At 45.6% G+C, this 23,864-nt stretch carries 21 protein-coding genes; 10 read left to right on the plus strand and 11 right to left on the minus strand.

From position 1 onward, the window contains the following. Positions 1-58: 58 nt before the first annotated feature. The 4 genes from JHD45_RS09495 to JHD45_RS09510 all read left to right on the plus strand — a co-directional run bounded on the left by JHD45_RS09495 (position 59) and on the right by JHD45_RS09510 (position 2,967). On the plus strand, positions 59-1,030 hold the full coding sequence (locus tag JHD45_RS09495; RefSeq protein WP_199476278.1) for a DMT family transporter: 972 nt from the start codon (positions 59-61) through the stop codon (positions 1,028-1,030). Positions 1,031-1,120: 90 nt separating this feature from the next. After that, entirely contained in the window at positions 1,121-1,948 is an 828-nt protein-coding gene (locus JHD45_RS09500; protein ID WP_199476279.1) for an AraC family transcriptional regulator, read from the plus strand. Positions 1,949-2,022: 74 nt separating this feature from the next. Continuing rightward, positions 2,023-2,607, plus strand: a complete 585-nt coding sequence (locus JHD45_RS09505; RefSeq protein WP_199476280.1) for a LysE family translocator — start codon at positions 2,023-2,025, stop codon at positions 2,605-2,607. A gap of 96 nt (positions 2,608-2,703) precedes the next feature. Next, entirely contained in the window at positions 2,704-2,967 is a 264-nt protein-coding gene (locus JHD45_RS09510) for a hypothetical protein (RefSeq protein WP_199476281.1), read from the plus strand. Positions 2,968-3,077: 110 nt separating this feature from the next. Here JHD45_RS09510 and JHD45_RS09515 read toward each other — a convergent pair whose 3' ends face one another. After that, positions 3,078-4,289 (minus strand): ammonium transporter, encoded by a 1,212-nt coding sequence (locus JHD45_RS09515; protein WP_199476282.1) that lies wholly within the window; start codon positions 4,287-4,289, stop codon positions 3,078-3,080. A 410-nt stretch (positions 4,290-4,699) separates the two neighbouring features. Between JHD45_RS09515 and JHD45_RS09520 the strand changes: the two genes are divergently transcribed. The 4 genes from JHD45_RS09520 to JHD45_RS09535 are packed head-to-tail and all read left to right on the plus strand — an operon-like array spanning position 4,700 to position 7,332. Then, entirely contained in the window at positions 4,700-5,470 is a 771-nt protein-coding gene (locus JHD45_RS09520) for a MotA/TolQ/ExbB proton channel family protein (RefSeq protein ID WP_233407737.1), read from the plus strand. Further along, positions 5,460-5,882 carry an ExbD/TolR family protein gene (locus tag JHD45_RS09525; protein WP_199476283.1) on the plus strand — a complete coding sequence of 141 codons (423 nt, stop codon included), beginning with the start codon at positions 5,460-5,462 and terminating at the stop codon, positions 5,880-5,882. The genes JHD45_RS09520 and JHD45_RS09525 overlap by 11 nt, the downstream gene beginning before the upstream one ends. Further along, positions 5,879-6,307, plus strand: a complete 429-nt coding sequence (locus JHD45_RS09530) for an ExbD/TolR family protein (protein ID WP_199476284.1) — start codon at positions 5,879-5,881, stop codon at positions 6,305-6,307. Before JHD45_RS09525 ends, JHD45_RS09530 begins: the two co-directional genes overlap by 4 nt. Continuing rightward, positions 6,304-7,332 (plus strand): energy transducer TonB, encoded by a 1,029-nt coding sequence (locus JHD45_RS09535; protein WP_233407738.1) that lies wholly within the window; start codon positions 6,304-6,306, stop codon positions 7,330-7,332. Before JHD45_RS09530 ends, JHD45_RS09535 begins: the two co-directional genes overlap by 4 nt. A 126-nt stretch (positions 7,333-7,458) precedes the next feature. Here the strand turns inward: JHD45_RS09535 and JHD45_RS09540 are convergent, their stop codons facing one another. The 5 genes from JHD45_RS09540 to JHD45_RS09560 all read right to left on the minus strand — a co-directional run bounded on the left by JHD45_RS09540 (position 7,459) and on the right by JHD45_RS09560 (position 12,458). Continuing rightward, the gene (locus JHD45_RS09540; RefSeq protein ID WP_199476285.1) at positions 7,459-8,295 is read right to left on the minus strand and encodes a glycerophosphodiester phosphodiesterase family protein; all 837 of its coding nucleotides are present in this window, start codon (positions 8,293-8,295) and stop codon (positions 7,459-7,461) included. A 206-nt stretch (positions 8,296-8,501) separates the two neighbouring features. After that, positions 8,502-9,614, minus strand: coding sequence for an extracellular solute-binding protein (locus JHD45_RS09545; RefSeq protein ID WP_199476286.1), 1,113 nt, complete (start codon positions 9,612-9,614; stop codon positions 8,502-8,504). 44 nt (positions 9,615-9,658) lie between these two features. Continuing rightward, the gene (locus JHD45_RS09550) at positions 9,659-10,483 is read right to left on the minus strand and encodes an ABC transporter permease (RefSeq protein ID WP_199476287.1); all 825 of its coding nucleotides are present in this window, start codon (positions 10,481-10,483) and stop codon (positions 9,659-9,661) included. Then, positions 10,480-11,340, minus strand: a complete 861-nt coding sequence (locus JHD45_RS09555; RefSeq protein WP_199476288.1) for an ABC transporter permease — start codon at positions 11,338-11,340, stop codon at positions 10,480-10,482. Before JHD45_RS09555 ends, JHD45_RS09550 begins: the two co-directional genes overlap by 4 nt. A 2-nt stretch (positions 11,341-11,342) precedes the next feature. Further along, positions 11,343-12,458 carry an ABC transporter ATP-binding protein gene (locus tag JHD45_RS09560; RefSeq protein WP_199476289.1) on the minus strand — a complete coding sequence of 372 codons (1,116 nt, stop codon included), beginning with the start codon at positions 12,456-12,458 and terminating at the stop codon, positions 11,343-11,345. A gap of 180 nt (positions 12,459-12,638) precedes the next feature. On the opposite strand from JHD45_RS09560, the gene JHD45_RS09565 reads away from it, so the two are divergent. Next, the gene (locus JHD45_RS09565; protein WP_199476290.1) at positions 12,639-13,763 is read left to right on the plus strand and encodes an ROK family transcriptional regulator; all 1,125 of its coding nucleotides are present in this window, start codon (positions 12,639-12,641) and stop codon (positions 13,761-13,763) included. A 53-nt stretch (positions 13,764-13,816) separates the two neighbouring features. Here JHD45_RS09565 and mltA read toward each other — a convergent pair whose 3' ends face one another. Together mltA and JHD45_RS09575 are read right to left on the minus strand one after the other, a co-directional pair. Next, positions 13,817-15,124, minus strand: coding sequence for a murein transglycosylase A (gene mltA / locus JHD45_RS09570; protein WP_199476291.1), 1,308 nt, complete (start codon positions 15,122-15,124; stop codon positions 13,817-13,819). Between the two features lie 152 nt (positions 15,125-15,276). Further along, on the minus strand, positions 15,277-15,855 hold the full coding sequence (locus JHD45_RS09575; RefSeq protein ID WP_199476292.1) for a DNA-J related domain-containing protein: 579 nt from the start codon (positions 15,853-15,855) through the stop codon (positions 15,277-15,279). A gap of 241 nt (positions 15,856-16,096) precedes the next feature. Between JHD45_RS09575 and JHD45_RS09580 the strand changes: the two genes are divergently transcribed. Continuing rightward, positions 16,097-18,349 carry a methyl-accepting chemotaxis protein gene (locus JHD45_RS09580; protein WP_199476293.1) on the plus strand — a complete coding sequence of 751 codons (2,253 nt, stop codon included), beginning with the start codon at positions 16,097-16,099 and terminating at the stop codon, positions 18,347-18,349. 141 nt (positions 18,350-18,490) lie between these two features. Here JHD45_RS09580 and JHD45_RS09585 read toward each other — a convergent pair whose 3' ends face one another. The 3 genes from JHD45_RS09585 to betB all read right to left on the minus strand — a co-directional run bounded on the left by JHD45_RS09585 (position 18,491) and on the right by betB (position 23,864). Beyond that, entirely contained in the window at positions 18,491-20,359 is a 1,869-nt protein-coding gene (locus JHD45_RS09585) for a methyl-accepting chemotaxis protein (RefSeq protein WP_199476294.1), read from the minus strand. A 367-nt stretch (positions 20,360-20,726) separates the two neighbouring features. Then, the gene (betA, locus tag JHD45_RS09590) at positions 20,727-22,394 is read right to left on the minus strand and encodes a choline dehydrogenase (protein WP_199476295.1); all 1,668 of its coding nucleotides are present in this window, start codon (positions 22,392-22,394) and stop codon (positions 20,727-20,729) included. A 12-nt stretch (positions 22,395-22,406) separates the two neighbouring features. After that, the gene (betB, locus tag JHD45_RS09595) at positions 22,407-23,864 is read right to left on the minus strand and encodes a betaine-aldehyde dehydrogenase (protein ID WP_199476296.1); all 1,458 of its coding nucleotides are present in this window, start codon (positions 23,862-23,864) and stop codon (positions 22,407-22,409) included.

The raw sequence follows: 23,864 nt of genomic DNA on the forward strand, positions 1-23,864 counted from the left end.
ATATAACTGAGCGACGCTTGCTGCAAGACAAAAGGGATAAACAAACGAAGGGGGTAACATGGTTTCTGAAGCGGCAGGTGTAAAAGCGATTTCTTCCACTTTATCAGTGAGTCGTGGCTTGTTCTATGTGTGCTTTGCCGCCATTGCGTGGGGTACGGGCGGAGCTGTCGCGGCTATTCTCTATAGCAATGGGCTTGGGCCAGTTGCTGTGTCGTTTTGGCGTTTCGCCATCGGTATGTTGGTTCTTGCTCTTGTGGCACTTATTATGAACTCGAAAGAGAAAAGACGTGCCATGGGCGCTTTCATTCGTGAACGCTGGAGGCGGATGATGGTTATTGGTATGGGCTTAGCGATTTACCAGACTGCTTATTTTGCCGCAGTACAATACAGTGGTTTAGCGGTGGCCACCATAGTGACGTTAGGGCTGGGGCCAGTTTTGATGGCTATTGGCTCTTACCTAACAATGAATGAACGAATTAGCAGGACGGGGGCACTGATCATGGCCTTTGCAATTCTTGGCCTCGGTTTGTTAACGTGGGGCGGAGAGATTGGATCTCATTCACTATTAGGATTGGCTTTTGCTGTCTTATCTTCTATTTGTTACGCCTGTGTGACACTTATTACCAGAGCGATGGGGAGGCATGCTTATATTGATCGGTTTAATGTGACTTTTTTTGGCATCGTTATCGGAACCCTTTGTCTGCTGCCATTTGCCTTATTTGAGGGGCTAACTTCTCGCTCAGGCACTATTTTTCAGAGTGTGGTTTTTCTCAGTTATCTAGGTGTGGTGCCGACCGCTGCCGCCTATATACTATTCAATGCAGGTCTTTCTTCTGTCCGAGCTACAACGGCATCGGTGATGGTTCTTATTGAGCCTGTCACTGCTGCGTTGATTGCCGTGCTATTTTTGGGCGAGACACTGACGCCTATTGCGGTGTTTGGTGTCACTATTTTAATGGCATCGGTTGTCATTTTGGCGTTTTCTGAACGTCATGGTGCGCTGGTCGTGGCTAAACAAAAAGTGAGCTAAGAAAGTGTATTTCGCAATATTGTCCAATCTTTTCCTATGATAATTGGGTAATCTGTCACTGTTGTTTCGGGTTATTCAAAGAGGCTTGTGATGTCGGCAGAAAATCGGTTTCAGTTTGCTAAAAGTGCGGCCCTCGATGAGGTGATGTTGCTGGAAGCCTCTATGAGCGATTTTTCCTATGGTACTCATGCCCATGAGGAGTTTTCTTTTGGGGTGACATTATCGGGTCGACAGGACTTTTTTGCTTTAGGCGAACATCATAAAAGTTATTCTGGCAATGTGATTGTGTTTAATCCAGAGGACGCCCACGATGGTCGTTCTGGGGCTGACGATCCGCTTCACTACAAAATGTTGTACATTCATCCTGATCAGTTAAATCCCATGCTGGAAAGCGCTGGCGTGCGTAGAGCTAAGGGTGTTCGTATCGAGCATCCTGTGCAAAATGACCCTGTATTAAAACATCATATCCTGCGTTTGGCCGCTTTGGTTGAAAGTGACATGTCATCTGCGCTCGAATATTCGTCTGTGCTGTTTGAATTTGCCGAATATTTAGCGCGCCGAAAAGGAGTGGTGATGGAAGCGAAACGACGGGTGAAAGACCCTGTTTTTGAGCGAGTCCGAGACTATTTGCATGCCCATGTTAGTGAGGAGTTCTCCCTAGATGAATTAAGCCAAGTGGCGCATATGTCGAAATACCATTTGTTGCGTTGCTTTCGGGATTATTTTGGGATGACGCCCCATCAGTATTGGCAAAACTATCGAATTAACCGTGCCAGAGAAGCATTGGAACTGGGGATGCCACTGGCTGATGTGGCCTTTGCTTTTGGTTTTACCGATTTGAGTTACTTTAATCGACGTTTTAAGCCCATGTTTGGGCTCACACCTTATCAATTCAGGCGAACTTTGCTGCGTAGCTAGCAGCCATACTCGCTTTAGCTCTTATTCTTTTTTCTATTCGTTATTTTTATCAAATGTCTGTTTGAGGGATTCCTATGCTCGCAATCATCATCTACGCCTTTGGGGTTATGTACAGTCCTGGTCCGGCCAATATGCTCGCACTTTTTGCAGGGATCAATGGTCAAGGCTGGCGTGCTTTTCTGTATTGTGTTGGTGTGGGGCTTGCCATGTTGATCTTATTTTTACTGATCGGCTATCTTGGTAGTGAGATTATTCCTAAAGAATATCAATCGGTTATTGCTGTTGTAGGCGGAATGTATATTGCCTATCTTGGCGTAAAAATCCTTAAAGCGAGCTTCCAAAAAGTGTCGTCTACAGCCAAAGAGACGTCGGTGAGTTTTAAAACGGGATTGGTATTACAGCTTTGTAACCCCAAATCGCTGGTCGCCATCGTGCCTATTGTGACTGTACAGTTCCCGCGAGTGCACATTGAAGGCGGGCAGATAGCACTTTGGTCAGTGGGGCTTTCCATCATGGCTTGTGGCGCACCGAGTGTCTATTTGTTGGCGGGGGCGCGTCTTAAAAAAGCGGCAATGAACCCCAAGGTGATGGCTTGGATTAATCGTGTGATGGCTTGTTTACTCTTCTATGTGGCTTATCGCTTTATTATGAATCTATAAAACACACAGAGCACACTGATAATCACAATACAGATGTTCTGTATGGCATCTGTGTGCTTTTGAAAGGGGTTGTCTGCGTCTGTTGGGCTGGTGTGAATGCACTTAGTATTGTTCATTCACTCATCTCATTTGGCAAGCGAGGTTGATATGATCATCATTGCGTTACTGCATCATTTTGCTCATTGTTTTGAACGCTACAGCACACGAAAAAAGCTCAGTGCGTTACCCTATGATTTACGTAAAGATCTTGGCATCATGCAAGACAGCTTCGAGGCAGAAGTCGCCAAAGGGAATGTCTTTACCTTGATGAAGGAATTAAGTTCGTTATCAACAATAAACCTACGTGACAAGCGTAAATAAGCACGGCTTGTTGGAACCACCTGTATGGATGAGACCCTAAGCGCTTGTCATGAATAACAAGCGCTTAGGGAAGGTGAATTCTTTGGTTTGTCGTCACGACGCAAAGGGGGTTAATCTTTACTGTCAGCGCCTATTTTATGGATGGAAAGGTCAGCACCATTGTATTCTTCCTCCTCGCTTAAGCGTAACCCACTAACGGCTTTAACCGTGCCATACACCACCAAACCACTGACGACGGCGATTCCTATGCCAGTCAAAGAGCCGATAAGTTGAGACATAAAGCTAACATTACCCAACCCGCCTAATGATTTTAGGCCAAAGATACCCGCTGCCAGCCCGCCCCAGGTTCCGCAAATACCATGTAAAGGCCATACACCAAGCACGTCGTCTATGTGTTGGTATTTTTGTTGGATGAGTGTGAATAGCTTGGTAAATAGGGCGCCAGCGATCAGGCCAGTGGCCAATGCGCCAATGGGATGCATGATGTCTGATCCTGCGCAGACGGCAACGAGACCCGCGAGAGGGCCATTGTGAATAAAACCAGGGTCTTTGTTGCCTAGAACCATGGCCGCGATAATTCCGCCGACCATCGCCATTAGAGTATTGACGGCCACTAACCCACTGATGCCATTCATTGTTTGTGCTGACATCACATTAAAGCCAAACCATCCAATACAGAGAATCCACGCGCCTAATGCTAGAAAAGGAATATTGGAGGGCGCAAACGCAACTAATTTGCCATGTCTAAAACGGCCATTACGAGTACCTAGTAATACGATGGCAACCAGCGCGACCCAGCCACCAAATCCATGCACGACAATAGACCCAGCGAAATCATGGAATGGCGCACCATATCGATGAGCTAACCAGCTTTGAAAACCATAGTTTCCGTTCCATACCAAACCTTCTAAGAAAGGATAAGCAATTCCAACGATGATGGCTGCGGAGATAAGCATAGGGTAAAACTTCGCGCGTTCTGCTACGCCACCGGAAATAATGGCGGGGATGGCCGCCGCGAATGTCATGAGAAAGAAAAATTTCACCAAGGCGTAACCACTGTTTTGTGACAGCGTGGCGGCGCTTTGGAAAAAACTTATACCATAGGCTATGTGATAACCAATGAAAAAATAGACCAGTGCGGAAACGGCAAAATCTGTCATGATTTTGACGAGCGCATTGACTTGGTTTTTGTGGCGTACGGTGCCCACTTCTAAAAATGCAAAGCCCGCATGCATGGTAAACACCATGATGGCACCGAGAAGAATAAAAAGTGTATTTGAATTGGAAATCAGCATTTCTACTGCACTGTTTGTGACTGTCACGAAGCGCCCCTAAGTTAATTGCACCGAATAGGTGCTAAGAATTTTTATTTTTGCTCTTTTTTAGAACTAAATTAACGATAAATAGCTAAGTATTTACCCGGAAGCACTGTTTTAAGCAATTTTCGTTCCATATTTGCATTATATTGGTGCTTTTTTATTGGTGGCTGCACCATCTGGGTGGATGTAAATTGAGAAAGGGTAATGTTGATCTAAATACCGCCACCTTCGTTGCATCGCAACATCGCAGGGATACTTGAATGTGAAGCCCCCTTCAGGTGCAGGCTCTTTTGAAGAAGAGGCTAACGCATCTGAGTTGGTGTATTACGCGATTTTATCGGATGTGAAGAGTCTCTCCTGTAGGTAAATCTTTTCTATCAAAGAGAGAAATACCGCTCAAACCAGTGCTTACCATGAGCGTCTCAGTATTTACAGAATTAAATATTGAAAACGATATTGATAATGAATATCATTTGTTATGTTTTGTTATCACTCCGGAGCCAGTCGTGGAAAGTTCAGTACAGCAGAAAGTAATCGATTTTTTACAGGTCGGCGGGCCTGTTGTTTGGATTCTAATCGGGTTTTCCGTTATTGCTTTGACCATTGTGCTGTTGAAATTATGGCAGCTGTCGTCATTACGAGCAGAAAGTCGGAAAACCGTCGATCAAGCCTTGGTCGCTTGGCGTAAAAAAGAGGGCGAGCAAGCCCTTGAATTGCTTGATGAAAAACGTCCAATTGATTTTCTAGTGGGCTTCTCCATGCGCTCTTTGCAAGCTGGTAATATGGATGTGAGTTTGATTCGGGAGGAAGTTGAGCGTTTGGCGATGAATCAATTGAATCAGTTACGTTCTTATCTTCGTCCCTTAGAAATTATCGCCAGCTTGAGTCCTTTATTAGGCTTGCTCGGTACGGTTCTGGGGATGATTACGGCTTTCCAGCAAATGCAAGGGGCGGGTAACCAGGTCGATCCCTCGGTGTTGTCTGGTGGTATCTGGCAGGCCTTGTTGACGACAGCGGTTGGCTTGGCGGTGGCGATTCCGGTTGTCACACTGCACAGTTGGTTAGAGCGTAAAATTGAGCGGATTGCTCATAATATCAACGATGCGGTAACTCAGGTATTCACCAGTAAGGAAGCGGAGCGTTTGGTAGCGAAAGCCGCCAAAGAGGTTTTGCATGCCGCTTAACCTGAGTCAGCCAAAGCGTAAGCAGGCGATTAGTCTAACGCCACTCATTGATGTGGTGTTCATTTTATTGTTGTTTTTTATGCTGACATCCAGCTTTGTGCCATGGCGTAGTGTGGATACGCCGCTTTCTGTGCCTGCTCATGATACCTCCACGCCAGATAAAGACGACTTTTTAGTGCTGACGCTCAAGCAAAATGATGGGCGAGTTTGGCTGAATGGTGTTGCCCATTCTTTAGCGGATACGGCTTGGTTAAGTTCGGTGATTAAAGCGCACAAAAAGGGCGTGTTCGCAATTAAGGCTGATAATGAGGTGAACTTGCAAAGTTTAATGAATTTGGCCGATCGCTTAAAAGCCAGTGGCGCGAAAACCGTGTCCATTGCCAATGCTTTTTCGGGTCAGACCACGCCATGAAGATAGATCAAGCGTTTGCATTAAAAACCAAGTCGGATGATGACAGTTTGGTGCCTTTGATCAATGTTGTTTTCTTGATGTTGGTATTTTTTATGGTGGCGGGACAAATTCGTAAGGCTGATCCGATCCCCATTGTTCCACCAACTTCCATTAATGAGAATCGTCCCAAATCGGATCCCAACGTGTTGATTGTTGTTGGTGCGGATAAGCGTATTTATTTGGATGACAACTTGGTAAAGGTCGATGCGATTAAACCGTATTTAGAGAAGAAGTTCGCACAATCTTCTAATAAAGAAGCGTTCTGGGTGCAAATCAAAGCGGACGGTTCTATTCCAGTGGATGCATTGCGTCCTGTGTTTAGCCAGATTCGTTTATCTGGGTTAACAAAAGTCAGTTTAGCGACACAACTAGCAAAAGGGTCATGATGATTTCCAAACGTCATTGGTTAGTGGCTGGGGGGATAGCGGTTTCTCTTCATGCGGCGGCTTTTTATGGTTTTTTTTATCCCTCTTCCGAAGGCAGTAAAGCACCGGGTCAGCAAGGCGTTGAGTTCGATCTTGGTATGATGGGCGACATGGGAGCCTCCAAGGTAAACAGTGTGGAGAGTGATTCCGATAACAAAGAGAAAAAGCAGGTTGCGAAAGTAGAAAAAGCGCAAAAAGAGGTGGTTAAACCAGAGCCAGAAAAGGTAGAGAAAAAGCCCAAACCGGTCGTGGAAGAAAAGCCGATTCCTAAGCCTGAAAAAGCCCCATTACCTAAGACAGAGCCTAAGCCAGAGCCCAAACCCACGCCCAAAAAAGTGGTGAAAGAAAAGCCTGTTATCAAACCGAAACCTGTGGTGAAAGAGAAGCAAAAGTCGCCTATTGTCGTCCCTAAGAAAGAGCCTAAAAAAACACCTAAAAAAGAGCCCAAAAAAGACGTGGCTAAAAAGGTTGAGCCGAAAAAAGTCGTGCCGAAACCAAAGCTTCATAAGGCTGAGCCTAAAAAAATAGAGCCTCAAAATAGCTTAGAACAAGCGACATCGCCCTCTGTCTCAAAGGCGATATCGCAACAGACGACGTCACAAAGTGTGAAAAATTCAGGCGCTAGATCGCAAGCTAGTCAAAAAGCCACAACAGGCGTGGGCAATGCCGCTTCTTCGGGAGGACATAAAGGTGCGATAACCTCCTATTACAGCAAATTAGCCGCCGTATTGGCACAGCATAAGCGCTATCCTCGAGCGGCGCGACGTCGTCATGAAGAAGGTGTGGTAACGGTTTCCTTTGTTGTTCATGCAGATGGTCAGGTGACGAATACGAATATCCTTAAGAGCTCAGGTTATCGTCGTTTAGACGATGCCGTGTTAGACATGTTAAAACGGGCGAGCCCTTTGCCTAAGTTCTCATCAGACATGCATAAATCATCATTAACGATCACACTGCCTGTGTCTTTTAAGTTGAGTGATTATTGATGTAAGAGAGGGGCTGATGGCTCTTTATCTTTAAAAGAGAAGCGGATGGCTCTAAGCAAAAGGCTAGCAGGTACAAAAGCGGGCAGACAAGCCATCTATCGCAGATGGTCTTGTCTGATTGACTCTTTACTCTGTGAAAGCATCACGTTGTTTGAGCCATTGTGCCAGATACTCTGGGAGATCGGTTTGAATGGCGCCCACGCCTGCATTAATAAGCGTTCCCCATACTTTTTCAGGATTAATGAGCGCGTTTGAATCCATCATATCGAGAGGATGGACGGGGTCTAAGGTATTGATCCAAATACGACAGTCCATGCTTTCCAGTAAGGGCTTAGCCTGTTGTAACTCATGCAAATCATCAAAAGACAATTCAATCATAATAGGGCGTTTTGGGGCGAGTGTTTGTAAATCATCGAGGAAATGTCCCCGTCGGGCATGCATCATGGGCATGTGTTTGACGGTATCCGTCAGTGTTGTCCATTCGGCCTCCTCGGGATTATACGTTGATTTAACGACGGCGATGTCTTGCATATTAAGACGTTCAACTTCGGTAATAATATCCGGTAAGTCTTCTGGGTGCTTGGCATCAATGTTGACCAGAATTTTGCCTTTTGCATAGGCCAGTAAGTCAGACAATAGTGGCAGGGGCTGAGTCGTTACTTCACTGCCTTCACCGCCAGCGCCTTGGCGAAGGTGCAGTGTTTGTAACTGCTCAAGTGTGGTTTCAGACACGAGCCCTTTACCATTTGTGGTCCTGTCCAAGGTGTCATCATGAATGACCACAAATTCACCTGTTAAACACTTTTGCGTGTCAATCTCGACCATATCAGCACCTGCCATGATGGCATGCTCTACGGCCAGCAATGAGTTTTCAGGGGCGTTTTTCCAAGCGCCTCGATGGGCGATGGTCATGATTTTTGGGTTGGTACGTGAAATAGCAAACAGCTCAGAATGGGTTGTCATAATGGTTCCTATTAAGAGTAATAAATGTCGCTCATGAACGATCATGAGCAACATAAAAATAAATTAATGAGACTTTTGCACGACTACTGCGCTTGCCAATACTTTGTTAAACACAGACTCAAAATGCTCATTTATCGCTATAAACTCCGCTTTCTCGTCTGTTTTTGCCGCGTCTTGGCGTCGCTCGTGACATCGTTCAAAGGTCTCTAATGGAAAATAACGTGATTGATAAACGCTTTATTTATGGCATCCGATAATGGCTTATCAGGCCAGAGGCTGCTGTTTTTACGTTCTGCCTTATTGACTAAGGCATAGTGGCTGTTGGACTCGGTGTTTTGTGGTACAGAGCCGAAGTCTTTATTGAAGGTTACTTGTGTTTTCGCGCTGGTTAACCAGTGAATAAATAGCAAGGCGGCCGCTGGGTGTGGCGCATTCTTTGGAATCATCACAACATTACCGCCTCCTGGCATGGTCATTTTAGGGATGTAGAATTTTATGGCTTTGGAAATATCTCCCTCTTTTTGTAAAGAGGCGGTGAGGTCTTCCCAGCTTGCTACCATGGCGAACTCGCCGCCATTTAAACGTGTCATACTGTCTGAGTTAGAGGCGGTGATAATGTATTGACCTCTGCGCTGGTTAAACCATTTCCAAGCAGGTGTCAGTTTTGCCATGGTATTGGCTGTGGGTTGTGCCGTTTGATAATCAATATCAGGCACCACATTGCGGACAATAGATTGGAAAAAAGCGGGGCCTGAACCGCCTTTTTCATAGTTGAAGCCAAACATGCCAGGATGTTTGGCAAAATAAGCAGAAAAATCAGACAGGGTTTGAGGCAGGTCTTTTTGGCTTATTAGGCTTGGGTTATAGGCGATGCCGGTTTGGTTTCCCCAATAGGCGACAGCATAACCTTTTGAGTCAACACCTTCCATTTTATATTTTAGTGTATTGTTTTGTGGCAGTAGGTTAGATAAGGGGCCAATGAGCATTTTCTCTGGCTTGAACTTGGCAAGATCACTGCCTCCTAGAGAGAGCACGTCTATGTCGCCTGTTGGACGGGATGATTGGGCGAGAAACTTGTTCATATTGGCATCGTGACTGCCGTCAGGAATGATAACCTTGATGCCGTAGTGGTTTTCAAAGCTTTTTACTTCCCCTCGAAAACGGTCTTGATAAAACCAGTTATACCAAACGACGGTTCCTTCTTTTTTGGCTTGGGCAACAACCTGTGGCCACGTCATGTTAGATAAATCATCGCTGGCCTGTGCTGTGGTAGCAAAGGTTAATGTCGCGACAGTCAAAGACAAAAGTAACGATTTCATAATAAAGCCCTCTTGAGTGAGTGAATAAAGTAACGGATACAACATCATCCCTTGCCAGTGATGACCGCTGTGTTTCTTGCTTTTAGGAAACGCTCCATTAACAACATCAAAAAGATATTGGGTACCACGAGGATTAGTGAGACGACCGCAGCGTTTGAGCGAATAAAGTTATAACCCAGGTAGGAATACAAAATGGTCGGTACGGTGACAAAATCGGGTGATCCCACCACAAACGCAATGGCAAACTCTTCAATGCTGAGAATAAAAATCATGATGATGCTGGCTAATAAACCGGGTTTGAGAACAGGTAAATAGGCGGTTTTGAAAACCGTGATAGGGCCACCCCCTAGATCTCTGGTGGCATCAATAATCTCCTGACGAATCAATGAAAACGACACGCTGAGGATACGAATCGCATAGGGAATAAATAAGACGGTTTGACCTATTAATATGCCCAGAAAGCGAGAGTAAATACCTAAGACGTTTAACAGAGAAGAGAAGAATAGTGCCACAACAAAACTGGGCACAATCAGTGGTAACAGGGAGATTAATTGAGCAGCCTGTTTGCCGGGAAATTCTAAACGTCCAAAAGCATAAGCGGTGGGTAGCGCCAGTAATACCGAGCATAAAGCGACACAAGGCGCTAGTAGGTAACTGTGTAACAAGGCTTGAGGCAATGACGTTGTGGTCCAAATGTCTACCCAACGCTGCAAGGATAAAACGGGCGGTAAAATATGTGGATAAGACCAAGGATGGCCTGGGTCTACCAAGGACCAGAGCATGGCTAGAGAAAAAGGAAGCACGAGGCTGATGCAACAAAAGCCTATCACTAAGAGGGTGATGAGGCGGTTCGTACAAGGCTTATTCATCGTTTCGCTCCCCATTTGATGACTTGTTGGGTGATGAGAGCCAGTAAGGCTGAGCCAATTAATGCCGTTAGCATAAGGAGAATGGCGACCGTGGCAGAGAGGTTCCAGCCGTTTGCATCGTTAGCTTGTATTCTCAACATGAGCTGGGCAAGTGAACTGACGTCGATAGGGCCTGCGACAATCTGAAAGGAGTAATCGCCTGCTGCCCCGATAAAAATGATAATGAGGGCCGCCTGTAACGCTTTCAGAGTGAGCGGTAAAATGATTTTGACAAAACGAGTCCAAGCGCCAGCCCCTAGATCTTTTGCCGCATCGGTTATGTCATGGCCGATGGATTGCACTGCCCCGGTTAATAGTAATAGAGCAAAGGGCATTTGTTTCCAGACTTGTAGAATAATGACCCCTATACCATAGGAATCGTTTTGCATCCGTATAGGGCGGGAGACCAAGCCTAGGTGTACGAATATTTGATTTAAGAAGCCATTGAAAGAAATGAAGTTCACGTACAGAAAGGCTGCTACAAGGCCATGTACCAGTAACGGGGCTTTGAGTAAGCTGCTGACGAATTGCGATCCCCGAAAAGGATCGCGAAGCCATAGGGCCAATGGATAAGCAAAACTGACGGATAGGATGGCGCTGATGGTGGCGATTTTTAAGGAATAGAAAAAAGCCCGTGAGAGTTGATGATCTGCCAATATTTGCTGCCAGAACTGCCAGGTAAAGGTACTGCTACCAGAAAAATTAAAATAACCAACAGATTGGGCCAGAGCCATCGAAATAATGACAAAGATAAAAACGATGATGAGCCCAAGCCCTGGCAGTAGCAGACAATAAGCCAGTAAGGTTTGCTTATTCATGTTTAAAATGCCTCCGCCAGAAATCGAATGTTCGACGAAGGAACTCTGATAAGAACTTGCTCACCTTCCTCGGCACGTTGAAAACCCAGGTTTTGAATTCTAATACTGGGTTTTTTATCACAGGCTAGGGTGGTGTTGGCATCATCGTGAGAGTGGGGAAGCGGGTCAAGAAGGCACTCGGTAATATTGCCGAGAAACGTTTTGGCAATAATGCGTGACTCAAAGATATTGTCTTGCCCATTAGGACTGGCGTTTGCACCGTCAAAGCACATATCCTCTGGTCGCCAGAAGATATACGTTTGTTTGGCAATAGGGGCTTGATCCGATTGAACCTGTAACTGGCCAAGTGCTGTTTGTACCCGGTAAAGGTTGCCATGTTGTTCTAGTACTTGGGCTGGGAGAATGTTCGCGGCACCAACAAAGTCGGCCACAAAGCGATTAATCGGACGATGATAAATGTCGTTTGGTGAGCCTATTTGCTCTATGGCTCCCTTGTTCATGACGACAACAATGTCCGACATGGCCAACGCTTCGGCTTGGTCATGGGTGACATAGATCGCAGTAAAACCTTGTTGTTTTTGTAATTGGCGGATCTCAAAACGCACCGAATCTCGTAATTTTGCATCAAGGTTTGATAACGGTTCGTCGAATAGCATGATGCCAGGCTGAATGGCGAGCGCCCGCCCTAAGGCAACCCGCTGCTGCTGACCTCCAGACAATTCCGGAGGGAACTTATCCAGTTGTGAGGTGAGCGAGACCTGTGAGGCAATGTCTTGTAGTCGTGTGGCTTGGTCTTGCTTTGAGAGTTTTTTCTGTTTGGGTCCAAAGAGTAGGTTATTGGCGACAGAGAGGTGGGGAAAGAGGGCGTAAGATTGAAAACACATGGCTGTGTCTCTTTTCTCCGGTGGCAGGTTATGGGTTTCTTTGCCCCCGATGAGCATTTTTCCTGAAGACAACGGGGTAAAGCCTGCAATGGTTTTGAGCAAGGTGGTTTTGCCACAGCCCGATGGTCCAAGCAAGGTGACAAATGTACCGCTATCAATGTTTAAAGAAATGTTGCGAAGGGCCTCAAAGTCACCAAACCTGACGTTCACTGAGTCAATTAGTACGCTAGTCATGACATTCTCGTATTGTTTCTTGTTGGTTTAGCTCAGGTTGATTTTCAACCAAGCCTTATTAATACACTTATAGAGTACTAATATAACAATATTATTACAAACTAAGTTTAATATTTGTTTTCTCGATACTAAGTCGGTAAATTATGAAAAGGACAATGACTAAGGGAAAAACGCTATTAGATGAATGAAATAGAAAAAGAGCAGACAGTATCAGCCAACGAACGCATGATTTTAGACATAGTGCGTCGCTCGAAAGGCCTTGCACGCTCCGCCATCGCAGGACAAACCAACCTCACGCAGCAGTCGGTTCACCGCATCATTGATCATTTAGTTAAGCTTGAATTTTTACAGCTTGGTGAACCTATTATTCAGGGACGGGGCCAGCCAAGTCCACACGTGAGCCTTAACCCTGAGGCATTTTTTAGTATCGGTGTGTCGCTCAACACTGATGATATGTCGGTGAGTTTGGTGAATTTCTGTGGCGAAACCCTGTTGGAGGAAAACATTCCTTTTGCTCCAGTTAAGCGTCTTGAGACACAAGCATGGTTAAAAACCTTGCTTGAGCGGTGGTGTCAACAGAACCCTTCTATTGAGAGTCGTATTGTTGGGGTTGGTTTTGCCATGACGGGGTATTTTATCAAAGAAAAAGGGCACATTCGTCCACCTGATCCACTATTTGATTGGTCTGGGGTCGACCTTCAAACGGAGCTGGAAGCACTATTGGGGTGGCCCGTTATTTTGATCAATAATGCGACGACTGGTGCGATTGGAGAGGCATTTCACGGTGCGGGGTTGACCTATCAGACCTTTGGCTATTTATCGTTTAACTTTGGTTTTGGTGGCGGTATTGTGATTGATGGAGAGCCGTTCTTTGGTGCCTATGGTAATGCTGGGGAGATTGGCCGTATTTTTACGACGGAAGAGGCCCCGCAGCGCCCAGCATTGTCTATGTTGATAAAAGCGCTGGCTCGGCAGGGTATTGATGTGCCGTCTGTGGCGAAATTGAAGACGCTGTTTGACCCCACATGGCCTGGCGTTGCTGAGTGGGTCGAGCAAACCACGCCGTATTTTTTACGTGCTATCAATGCGTTACGTGGTGTGATTGACCCAGATGCAATTGTATTGGGTGGAGAAATTCCCAAGTCGCTTGCCCATATGTTATTGGATTCTTTGGAGCGGCGTGGGATGACCTCATCACAAGATATTTCTGTTTGGCCCCAGATGATCGTCAGTGAATTAAAAGGCGATTCCGCAACATTAGGGGCTGCCCTTCAACCATTGCGGCAAACCTTTTTCCGCAAATAAGGGATGAACGGATGTGAGGAATAAGGGGCCTATGATATCGCCCCTTTTGCACACTATTTTTTCACTACTGGCGTAGCTTGATTGGCTGTATTGTGCGGCGTATTGCTATTGGTGGTGACCTGGCTTGTCACTGGTGTGTTTGTCGCGGGTGTATCAGGTGGGGCGATAGGCGATTCTGTCGCTGCTTTTTCGATTATTTCTTTCTCTCTTGGCAGTAACAGCCATATTTTGCCAAAGTGCTTGAGTTGCCCTGCGTGAATTTGGGCTTCTTTGCCGATGCCTTGATACCAGTCGATATGACCTGGGCCCTTGATGGCTCCACCTTTGTCTTGCGCTAACAGTAAATGATACTCGTGGCCGATAAGGTTGCCCTGCTGATCCAATTTAGGCAGCTCTCCCAATAGAATCGAACCCAGTGGAATCACAGCAGGGTCAACGGCAACAGAATAAAGTGGTGTTAACGGAACATTGGCGGCACCAATTGGATCAGGTTGTCCTTCAGAAAAAAACAAGTAGCTTTCATTAGTAGAGAGCAGTTCGCGGACCTGATCTGGGTGAGCTTTTAGCCACTGGCGAATGCTTTGTGCGGAGATTTTGGCTTTATCAATTTCTCCACGCTCGATTAACTCCTTGCCAAGGCTTCGATAGGCGCGTCCGTTGACGCCACCCCAAGAGAGCAGTTCTCGTTTGCCATTTTTAAATTCCACTACACCAGAGCCTTGAACTTGAAGGAAAAAGTTATCCACTAAACTTTTGCTGTAGGCAATTTCTAGACCTTGACCTTTTAAAGCCCCTTCAAAATCAATTTGCTCGCGAGTGGGTAATTGGCCATTGGCATCGGTCTTGGGTGGTTTACGATATAAGGGATAACGGTACAGACTGTCTGGATGGCGGCGTACCTCAATAATGGGCACATAATAGCCTGTTATCTGAACATTGCCTCGCTGATCCTGCCCTGCCAGTTGTAAGGCTTCTAATTTGGGAAAGTATTTCGGGTTGGTGAGCCAGTGTTGGATTTCTTGGGTGACGGTCTTTAGCTGATCCACACTCACCGTGGTGTTATCTAAGTGATAGGTGGTCTTCTCTGGCAGCCTAGCTAAGTAGGTTTCTTGTTGTTTGAGCCCCGTTTCAAAAATAGCGTCGGGATAAGGTAAGCCAGGTGGTAAGCTTTCTTTTAAATAGAGCGTATCGCGTTTTAAACCATTTTTATCGCGGCCATTATTATCAAAGGCATTGGATTGATCGATTTCAAATTGACTACAACCCACCAGAGTGATGACGGAAAATACGCCGAGTGTTTTGCAGGCCGTTCTTAAAACGTGTGAGTAAAACGAAAAATAGGATGGAAAAATTGACAGCATAACCAATATCTTATGATTTTTGAGTAAAACGTAGCTTCCTTATGATCGCTACCAGTAAGGGTTCATCTTGATGCTTGTTAGTCATCTAAACAATAGGGTTTACACTTTTCTCGCACACACTTTGAATGCTAGAGAGAGTTAACGCTACTTTGTCAGTACATAAGACACTCATAGGCCTGCCTTAACGAAATAAACTGTTCCGTATCACCGCCTCGGTCAGGGTGGGCTTGATGGGCGAGCTTGCGATATTGTTTTTTAATTTCTTCTTTTGTTGGATTTTTAGAGTCAATATGCAGTATTTCTAACGCCGCCGTTTTGTTGTCTAAATTATTGATGCCTTTATAAAAACTATCCAATAGTCGTATAACATCGTCTTCACTGGTTTTTTCGTACTCACTCCAATCAAGGTAATAAGCAGCAAGTTTGGCATCGACACTATCACTCACGTCTTGGCTTGAGGAAGTGGCCATATCCTGATTCGGTATCAGGCGAATGTGCATGGCGTTGATCGAGAGTGTCAGGGACTCTTCTTGCCATAGGTTGCTTTGTAACTGATACAAAGCATTCATGATCAAAAAATGTTGACGAAACAATTGTAGATTGGGGTCGTCAGCTAAGTGATGTAATTCCGGCACCTGCTCTCTAAGGTTCTTCAGAATATAAAACTCGCCAACCCCTTGAGGATGATCTCGCAATATACTGAGTATTGGGCCTATTAAGGGATTTCTCATGCTAAATCACTTTCATGCAAATACTAGCAGTGTAGGTGATGACTAAGCGGTGGGTCAAAGCCGACCATGCAACAATATGTGTCGCTTGGTTAATAATCGTAGCAAAGGCTTTTCAAGTCGACATTTTAGCGTTACAAAACGAAAAAATGGTCTAAGTTTAAAGCATAATGCGTTATGAATTGTTCTTGTCTGATTAGGTCGGTAAAAGTTATTTCAGTTTATAATAATAGGGATGTCAAATATGACATTTAAGAAACAAGTTCTGATTATTTTGATGTTAGTTGGACTGATTCCTGCGTTAATCGTGACTGGCATTGCGTTTTATATTTCGTCTTCCTCCATGCTTAATATGGCCTATAACCAACTATCTACTGTAAGGGATACGAAAAAAGAAGCGGTTCAGGACTATCTGAATGGCTTAGAAAATGAAGTGTCTGCTTTGGCTCGTACTCCTGCAACCCAACAATACATGGTGAGTCTGAATCAGGCGTTTGAGTCTTATCAAGCCTCTGCTGCAGGACATTTACCGACGATTAGTGAGGCTCGCCAGGCGCTTTTAACCTTCTATCAACAGAACCTTCTGCCGCCCCTCGAGAAAAATGCTCCCAATAAAAAAAGCATACCAACGATGTCATCTATTGTGGGGCAATTGTCTGATAACAGCGTGTTAATGCAATACAGCTATATCGTGAACAATCCAAATGGAGTGGGTAAAAAAGATAATATGACCATGCCGGATACGAATTTACCTTATGATAAGTTGCATGCGCAAATACAACCTTATTACTCCTATATACAAAAGCTGTTCGGTTTTTATGATTTATTTTTGATCAATCCACAAGGGGATATTGTTTATACAGTTTATAAGGAAGTGGATTTTGCAACCTCGTTAACCAAAGGTCCTTATAAAAAAAGCGGCTTGGCGGCTGCGTTTAAGGCCGCTCTAAATGCGCCGCAAGGGGCACGAGTGTTTAGTGATTTCACCTTGTATCTGCCTTCCTATGATGCCCCCGCAGGATTTATTGCGACGCCTATTATTGGCGACAATGGTCAACGTTTGGGCGTGTTGGCGGCTCAGTTTCCGATTAGTCAGCTAAATGCCTTAATGAAACAACGATCTGGACTGGGGAAAACAGGGGAAACCTATTTAGTGGGCAGTGACGGGCGCATGCGCTCTGATTCTTTTTTAGACCCTGTTAATCACTCCATTGAGGCGTCATTTAAAAATGGTGACAAAGGCTTGGTGGAGACGGATGCTGTAAAGCGTGGCTTACAGGGTGAAACAGCGATAGCCATGATGAAAGACTATACCGGTGGCTTGGTGTTATCTGCTTTTACGCCTTTGACTATAGACGGACTGAAATGGGTGTTGATAGCGGAAATGGACAAATCCGAAGCATTAGCGAATGTGAATAAGCTGATGAAAGTCGTATTTCTGGTGATTGGGGCGCTCATTATTGTGGTGGTATTGATTGCCATTAGAGTAGTACGAATGGTGTTAGATCCGCTGGGGGCAGAACCCAAAGAGATGCAAAGGATTGCTGAACGCATCGCGAATGGGGATTTAACTCTAGAGTTTCAAGAAAAGGTGAAAGCACAGAGTGTGTATGGTGCCATGCGTAGTATGTCCCATAACCTTCATCAGTTGGTATTGGGAATTCGTAATGGGGTAGACTCTCAAGCGGCCACCTCGCAAGAACTGGCCGCCATTTCTGAGCAAGCGAGTGCAAATATCCAAAACCAACACTCGAATATGGCACAAGTGGCAACAGCAATGAGTGAAATGTCTGTTTCCGTTACTCAAGTTGATAAGACAATCCAAGAGGCGGCACAAAACACTCGCCAAGCGAAGCAGTATGTTAACGAGAGTGTGGATGCTGTGCGACAAGCATCAAAACAAATGAGTGATGTGGCGGCAGGGTTGCGCGTGTCACAAAAAAGTATGGATGACTTAAATCTTCGTACGGATGATATTTCTGCCGTGATCACCAGTATTCAAGGTATTTCAGATCAAACCAATTTACTGGCGCTTAATGCGGCGATTGAAGCTGCCAGAGCGGGGGAGTCTGGTCGAGGTTTTGCCGTTGTGGCAGATGAAGTGCGTACGTTGGCTCAAAATACCCAAGAACAAACCGAACATATCGCTACTATTATTGCCGCTTTACAGCAAGGAGCCCGTGAATCTCAAACGGTACTTAATAATAATGTTAAGCAAGCGGAGGTGGTTTCGAGGCAAGCAACGCAAACCGTAGAGACATTGCAGCAGGCCGAATCCTTTGTGGACCAAGTGGATGAAATGACGATTCAAGTAGCTAGTAGTTCCCAACAGCAAAGTCAGGTGGCGAATGACATCAGCCAAAATCTTGAAGTCGTCAATGAAGCCTCGTCACAGAATGAACAAGCGGTTCTTGAAATATCTAAGTCCAGTGAGCAAATTGCTCAGTTATCGACGGAGCTGAATGATTTGGTGATGCGTTTTAAATTGAAGTCTTGATGGCTGGACGTTGCTCTGGTCGACTGTTGTAATGGAATAAGCATTTCTCTAGATAAGTCTCAGTGTAGAAAATCGATCTCCCTTTTTCCTTGAATGAATACAAAGAAAAAGGGAGATGAATACCATTAGATGTAAATCCCGCTAGATGGTAAATCGAGCGATTTGCTCTTCTAATCTATTCGCTAATTTTGCTAACGATTCAGCACCTTTCGCGCTTTCTTGTGACTCAACGGCCAAATTATTAGCTATTTCTTTAATCGAGTGGCTGTTGTTCGAGATATCCGTTGTCACGATGTTCTGCTCTTCCGCAGCACTGGCAATTTGCAACGACATGTCACTAATGCGTTGCACGGACTCTTGGATCGCTACCAAACTTTCGGCGGCAGATACCGCTTCTTGCACAGAATCATTAGCAATCGATTGACCAGACAGCATAATGTCAACGGCTTTGCGCGTTGTGCTATTCAATCCATCAATCATTTCTTTGATTTCTTCTGTCGAGTTGTGGGTTCTTTGGGACAAAACGCGAACTTCGTCCGCGACCACGGCAAACCCTCGACCTTGATCACCTGCGCGCGCCGCCTCAATGGCAGCGTTTAGTGCAAGTAAGTTGGTTTGCTCCGCAATATTTTGAATGGTTACCAAAATACCACTAATACTCTGCACTTGATCGTCTAAATTACCAATAATGCCAGACGCTTCATTGACCTGCTCAGCAAGGCGACTGATCGACTGCTTGCTTTTAAGAACCTGATCGTTACCCGCTTGGCTATTTTGGAAAGCTTCTTTCGACACATTTGCGGTATTTTCTGCGTTGCTGGCAATATCGTTTGTTGCCGTCGACATTTGGCTAACGGCGGTGGCAACTGATGTTACTTCATCCAATTGAACCTTCAAATCACGGGAGGATTGGGTCGCTAGACGATGTGAGTCCTGAGCCAATGAGTTTAAGTTGGTCGAAAGAGATTTAATCTCTGAAATAATGCCCGCTAAGGTTTGCATAAATCCGTTGAAGTGACGTGCCAAATCGCCTATTTCGTCATTGCTGGTTTCAGGAATACGGGTTCTAAGGTCTCCCTGACCATTGTTCATTTCCGCTAGAACGGCATTAACCTGACTAACGCCTTTAAGCAGTTTGCGGCTCAATAAACTCATCAGCAAACTCACCAACAGCGCGGCAATCATCATGGCAATGACAAGGGCTATCAATAGGTGTGTTAAAGGTGCCATTGCTGTCGCTTTATCTAATTGAAAGCAGATTACCCAGTTGGTATTTGGGATAGCCACACCTGTCACTAACACATCTCCCTGGGTTGATTGTGTCTCCATTAAGGTTCCTTGAGACTGCAAATCGACATTCACACCATAGCCTAAAACGGATTTCATTTGCTTGTTAACAAACTGGGGATTGGGGTGGGCGATAATCAAACCTTTATTAGTGGCTAAAAAGACTCGGCTATTGGCCATCATTTTAATGTCTAGAATGCCCTTGGTAATGCTCTTCAAATTAATGTCTGCACCGACAACCCCCTTCACACTTGTGCCATCGGTTACTTTTTGTGCGGCACTAATGATCATTTTTTGAGTCGATGCGTCCACATAAGGGTCTGTGTATTCAACTTGATCAGAGCTCAATGCGTCTTTATACCAAGGGCGTTTACGAGGATCATAACCGGCAGGCAAGGGAGCATCCCAACTTTGAATCATTTTCCCATCAATGGTTCCCATATAAGCCAAATCGAAATCACCCGACTTCTGAGCTTGCAACAGTGCGTCGGTGGTTACGTCATGTGTTCTAAGATAATTCGTTAATGCTTCGACTGAGGACGTTTTCGCGTGAACCCATTCTGCAATCGTCCGGGATTCTCCTTGTGCGATAGACGAAACTTGTGTGTTTAGTCCTTCAGTAAGGGTCTTTTTAAGTTGAAAATAGCCGAAACCGCCAACAATTAAGGCAACGATAATGGCCGATGCAAAGACTACTAGCGAAAACTTGCGTTGCAATGTCATGAAGACGATCTCCAAAAAATATTAAAGGAAATGTGTACAAAATATTGATTATGCCTTTTGAGTATAAAGAACATAATGTGCTTTCACTATTAATAATTTGTGACTGGTTCATGATGGCAAGTAACGACCTAGCAACGGTTACATTAGAATTGATTAATCCGTTATGCAGTCCATCATCTGTAGCGTATTTTGTGTTGATAACATCTGATAAGTCGTTCTAGTGCTTCTTCTTTGTGTTGAGATGGCTCGTTTTATAGGGTGTTGATGATAGTGAGAACCTAGACGTTATAAAGAGAGCAAATGGGAACTAAGGGAAGAGGCTTCCCTTAGTTAATGTTGAAGTAGGAAGGGTGATATCCAAGTAGACTTAGCGCTGTTTGCTTTCAAACTCTGGATGAATCCAAACGGGCGCATCCAAACTGGGTAAGGCCTCTTTGCCCAGAATCATATCCGCGGCTTTTTCCGCGACCATAATCGTTGGAGCGTTTAGGTTACCGTTGGTGATGGTTGGGAAAATAGAAGAATCCACCACTCGCAAGTTTTCTAAGCCACGCACTCGACAAGCTTCGTCCAGTACTGCCATAGGGTCATCTGCGGTGCCCATTTTACAGGTACAAGAAGGATGGTAGGCGCTTTCCACGTTCTCTTTCACCCATTGGTCGATGTCTGCATCGCTCTGAATATGCATGCCTGGCTGAATTTCATCGCCACGGTATTCATCCAAGGCAGATTGTTGCAGAATTTCACGGGTTAGACGGATTGTATCGCGCCAATCTTGTTTGTCCTGCTCGGTAGTGATGTAGTTGAATAAAATACGTGGCTTGGCCGTTGGGTCAGCGGACTCTATCCACAATTTTCCACGGCTTTCCGGTTTATTAGGACCAACATGAACCTGGAAGCCATGACCTTCTACTGCTGCTTGGCCGTCGTAACGCATGGCCGCCGGTAGAAAATGGTATTGGATGTTGGGCCATTTCAAGCCTTCGCGAGAGCGAATAAAGCCACAGGATTCAAAGTGGTTGGTTGCACCAAGGCCTGTTTTAAACAGCATCCAGCGTGTACCAATTAAACCTTTACTGATCAAGCCCAGCTTACTGTTTAGCGTGACCGGTTTTTTGCAGTAGTACTGGAAGTAAACCTCTAGGTGATCTTGCAGGTTTTCACCGACGCCGGGCAGCTCATGAACCAATGGTACGCCCGCTTTTTCAAGCACGTCTTTTGGGCCCACCCCAGACAGCTGCAACAATTGCGGAGAACCAACGGAACCCGCTGACAAGATGACTTCTTTATTGGCGTGAACCTGTTGGGTGTTGCCGTTTTGACTGAACTCGATGCCAACCGCTCGTTTGCCTTCAAAGATCACTTTATGGCTCAACACGCCCGTTTTTAGCGTGAGGTTAGGGCGTTGCAGAGCGCGACGCAGATACACATTTGAGGTGGAGGCACGTACACCGTTTTTGACGGTCATGTGCATGGGGCCGAACCCTTCCTGACGATAACCATTATAGTCATCGGTTTTGCCATAACCTGCTTCTACACCAGCGTCAATAAAGGCCTGATAAAGCGGGTTGTAGGTCATGTTGTTACCATTGTTGGTCGCTAATGGACCGTTTCCACCTCGGTACAAATCTTCCCCACCTGACCAGGACTCGGCTTTTTTAAAATAGGGCAGACAGGCTTGGTAATTCCAACCAGTTGCACCATTTTCTTCCCATTGATCAAAGTCACAGGCGTGGCCTCGTACGTAGACCATGCCGTTGATGGATGATGAGCCGCCTAAGACTTTACCGCGAGGACAATGCATCTCACGGTTGTCTAAGCCAGGCTCTTTGTCAGTATGAAATTGCCAAGCGTATTTTTCGGTGTTCATTGGGTACGATAAGGCGGTTGGCATTTGGATGAAAACGCTCTTATCAGAGCCGCCCATTTCCAATAGCAACACCTTGTTACCGCCGCTTTCGGTTAAACGATCCGCCAGTACACAGCCTGCGGAGCCTGCGCCGACGATGATGTAGTCATACATTTCGTTTGCCATTTTTCCTCCAGGTTAGTATGGGTTGGGAATGTCGTTCAAATCCACAAAGACACTCTTGGTTTGGGTGTAGTGGTATAGGGTTTGAATACCATTTTCACGTCCTACCCCTGAGCTTTTGTAGCCGCCAACTGGCATTTCAGCGGGAGAGGCACCCCATGAGTTAATCCAGCAGATACCGGCTTGTATTTGTGCAATAACACGATGGGCACGAGCAATGTCTTTGGTGAAAACGCCTGCTGCTAAGCCATATTCGGTGTCATTGGCACGAGCGATGACCTCATCTTCATCGGTGAAGCTCAGCACGGACATCACAGGGCCAAAAATTTCGTCACGTACTTGTGGCATGTCGTCGGTACAATCCGTGAAGACGGTTGGTGCAACAAATGCCCCGTTTTCTAAGCCATTTTCGGTAACTTGGTAGCCGCCGCACAGTAAGGTGGCTCCGGCTTCTTTAGCCGCATCGATATAACCAAGGACTTTTTTCATGTGATCTTTAGAGATCAACGCACCCACTTGGGTTTCCATATCCATTGGATTGCCAATGATCATGGCTTCAGTACGGGCTTTCAATTCTTTGGTAAAGGCGTCTAAGATGTCAGCATGGACAAACACTCGAGTACCGTTGGTGCAGACTTCGCCTTGTGTATAAAAATTAGCTAACATGGCAGCTGAAACGGCTTGGTCGATCGGCATGTCTGGGAAGATGATCATCGGCGATTTGCCGCCCAATTCCATGGTAACGTCTTTTAGAGATTGGGCCGATGCTGCCATGACTTTTTTACCCGTGCCGACTTCCCCTGTAAAAGACACTTTGTCGATTTCAGGGTGATTGGTGATCAGCTGACCGGTACGGGCATCCCCTTGGATAACATTGAATACGCCATCGGGCAAACCCGCTTTCGTATAGATTTCGGCCAGTTTCAGGGCGGTTAATGGGGTTTCTTCTGATGGTTTAAAGATCATTGCATTGCCTGCCGCCAAGGCCGGGCCAGATTTCCAACAGGCAATTTGAATAGGGTAGTTCCATGCGCCAATCCCTGCACAGATGCCCAATGGTTCTTTACGTGTGTAGTAGAAGCTGCCGTTTCCTAGATCTTGATATTCACCTTGGATTTTATCGGTTAGTCCGGCGTAATATTCGATGACATCCGCTCCGGTTTCGATATCAACACAAATAGCTTCTTGCAGTGGTTTACCTGTGTCTAGCACTTCTAAACGAGCCAGTTCTTCATTGTGCTCACGTAGTAGCTCTGCCGCTCTTTTCAAAATACGGCCGCGTTCAACTGGGCTCATTGCAGCCCATACTTTCTGGCCTTCTTTTGCTGATGCAATGGCAGCATCAAGCTCTGCTTGGCCTGCATGCTCTATGGTGGCGATCACTTCACCCGTTGAAGGGTTCAGGGTGTCAAAGTGTTCTCCACTGGTGGATGCATAGTAGCGGCCGTGAATGTATTGCTGCTGATGTGCCAT

Source organism: Marinomonas spartinae, assembly GCF_016461715.1.
Classification (GTDB): domain Bacteria; phylum Pseudomonadota; class Gammaproteobacteria; order Pseudomonadales; family Marinomonadaceae; genus Marinomonas; species Marinomonas spartinae_A.